The following is a 2551-nucleotide window of genomic DNA, read 5'->3' as shown; positions in this document are numbered from 1 at the left end:
CCTCCCCAGGACGCGGCGGCAGCGGCGCGCTGCGCGGGCGGTTCACCCGCCAGGGCGGCCGATTGAATGGGTGACACAGATGTCCGTGATCGCAAAGCTCAAAGATCTGCTGGCCGACGCTTTGCCGCCGGCCGCACCGCCCGAGGGGGTGGGCCTACCGAAACCCACGGGCAAATACATGCGCGGCGGGCGCGGCGTTACCTTCGCGGGCTGGAAACCGGCGCTGCGGGAAAGCCAGGACGATATTGGCGAGGCCTGGGATGATGCCGCGGCCCGGGTCACGGACCTGCTGCATAACAACGGCTGGTTGGGCCACGCGTCAGGATCAGCCTCGTGCACCGCCGGCACCCGGTTCATCCGACTCGTATCAATGGAGATTCCGCCCCGAAGCGGGATCACGTGCCCCTCGAGCGAGGAGCCGATGCCGAAGGGCGTGACCGGGCAGCGATGCGCGGGGCAGAGCGCCATTATTTGTCTGACCTCCTCAGTTGGCTCGGGGAAGTCCATGGCGTCGGGACGGTGCGGGGTCGAATAGGCCTCGTCCCGGCCATGCAGATCGCGGATCGAGCTGCCGGTCGACAGGCGCTCGCCAAACTCAGCGCGCAGGACCTCGATGACAGCTCCATGCGTTGATGTGTGTCCGTCTATGCTCTTTCTCCTCCCCGCATCACCAAAGCGGATCCGTCCATTCGGCCCGGCATCGCGGTCCGCGCTATGGGATCTGTGCGGCGTCACAACGCAATAGGCCGATGCGGATGACCCGCATCGGCCTTGGACATGCAGAGCCCGCAGCCTTGGTTATCCGTCCTTTTTCTCCGTCTCGACGCCATTGTCGAAATGGGCCGATGGATTGAACGGCGCGCTAGCCTGCGGCGGCGTTTCCGGTGTCGCGGCCTGCGAAACCATCCCGGCACCGAAGCGGCCCGGCATGGCGCCAGCCCCGGTACCCGGCCGCGCAGCGCCAGCGAAACGGCCGGGCATCCCGGCGTGCCCCATAGCGCCACCTGCACCGGGCGCCCCGGCACCTCCCAAGCGTCCGATCATCGCATTGCCCGCACCGCCAGCACCTGCGCCAGCACCTGCGCCGAAGTTGCCCGCCATGGGACCGGCGCCTGCTGCGCGGCGTCGTCCAGCCATCATACCCATCAGAAAGATGCGCATCAGGAGACTATTGTTCTGCGCATCCTGTCCGCCCTGAGGACCGGCCCCCGCCTGCGCACCGAAGCCTGCACCGGCGCCAGGCATCTGTGCCCCCGCGAAACCACCCGCGCCGCGGCCCTTGGCGAATTGATTACCGGCTTGGCCGCTGAAGCCCTGTCCGGCACCTGCACCACCGACCCCCATGCCAAATCGCCCACCCAGCCCACCAGCACCCTGGCCACCAAAGCCCCTGGCGCCCCGTCCGGCAAATCCAGCTTTTCCGCCACCACCGAAGCCTTGCGGCACATCGCCATGGTTCATACCATTATTTTTAAAACTCGATTCTGATCTTTCGGTCATAATTCTTTCCTCAGATTGCGTTTCCGAGCTAAATTGTACCATAAATATTGCTCGCAGACTACTTTTATGTTTTCATACGGGTTGTCAGGATCAGAATATTGCCCCCAACCAATTTTGAGTACATTAAATGACCCCATCCTCCGATTTCGTAACCGTCGTCTCGGGCCTGCCGCGTTCGGGAACGTCCATGATGATGCGCATGCTCGAAGCGGGCGGCGTCGCTCCGGTGGTCGATGGATTCCGAGAAGCCAATGACGACAATCCCATGGGGTATTACGAATTTGAACCGGTGAAGGCATTGGACGCGGATCGCTCTTGGGTGACGACCGCCCAGGGCAAGGCGGTAAAGGTCATCTATAAACTGGTCTATGACCTGCCGATGGACGTGCAATACAAGGTTCTGCTCATGCGGCGTGACATCGTGGAGGTGGTCAAGTCGCAGGAGAAGATGCTGGTGAACGATGGACGCGATCCGGGCATCGAAGCGCGCGACATGCTGGTCGGGCTGTTCCAGAAGGAGATGTCCGCTTTCGGCGGCTGGGCGGCTGCGCAGGATAATATCGAGATCCATGACGTCGATTATGCAGGCGTCGTGCGCGATCCGCAGAAGGCCGCGGAAGAGATCGCGACGTGGCTGGGCCGCGATCTCGAAACGCGCGCCATGGCCGAAGTGGTCAGTCCCGACCTCTATCGCAACCGCGCCGGACATCCGCGCCGCGCCCTACCGAACGGTGGCAGGCCGCGGAAAAACTGATCAACCGCGCCTTTTGCGGCTTCGGGGTTATACCAACCTGCATTGGTCAGAACTCTAGCCGCAATTATTCACCGCGGTCGGATTTTTGCTTGGGTTCGTGCGCCTCGTGGTGTGCATGACTTTCTGTCTAACCTCAGCACCCATGGGACAGATTTGATGTTTTCGTAATGGAGGATTTCTGGTTCATCGCAGCCACCAAGGAGCGAATCTATGGACGCCCCCTGCGCAAGGTGTTTTTCACGACAGCATTGACGGCCCCCTCTGTCAGGATAGTTGCCGCCTGGTTTCAAAAGTGAA

General features: G+C 62.2%; 3 protein-coding genes. 2 read left to right on the top strand and 1 reads right to left on the bottom strand.

Annotated features, from left to right (window positions below; genetic code table 11):
• Positions 1–42: 42 nt before the first annotated feature.
• Positions 43–468, bottom strand: coding sequence for an FAD-binding oxidoreductase (locus ACESL9_RS17885; RefSeq protein ID WP_372675424.1), 426 nt, complete (start codon positions 466–468; stop codon positions 43–45).
• A 303-nt stretch (positions 469–771) separates the two neighbouring features.
• On the opposite strand from ACESL9_RS17885, the gene ACESL9_RS17880 reads away from it, so the two are divergent.
• Positions 772–1488 (top strand): hypothetical protein, encoded by a 717-nt coding sequence (locus tag ACESL9_RS17880; protein WP_372675423.1) that lies wholly within the window; start codon positions 772–774, stop codon positions 1486–1488.
• A gap of 139 nt (positions 1489–1627) precedes the next feature.
• Positions 1628–2254, top strand: coding sequence for a sulfotransferase family protein (locus ACESL9_RS17875; protein ID WP_372675422.1), 627 nt, complete (start codon positions 1628–1630; stop codon positions 2252–2254).
• Positions 2255–2551: the final 297 nt, after the last annotated feature.

The organism is Aquicoccus sp. (assembly GCF_041686535.1).
Taxonomy (GTDB): Bacteria; Pseudomonadota; Alphaproteobacteria; order Rhodobacterales; family Rhodobacteraceae; genus Aquicoccus.
The sequence above is the reverse complement of the archived record's forward strand: the minus strand, read 5'-3'. Positions and strand labels throughout refer to the sequence as shown.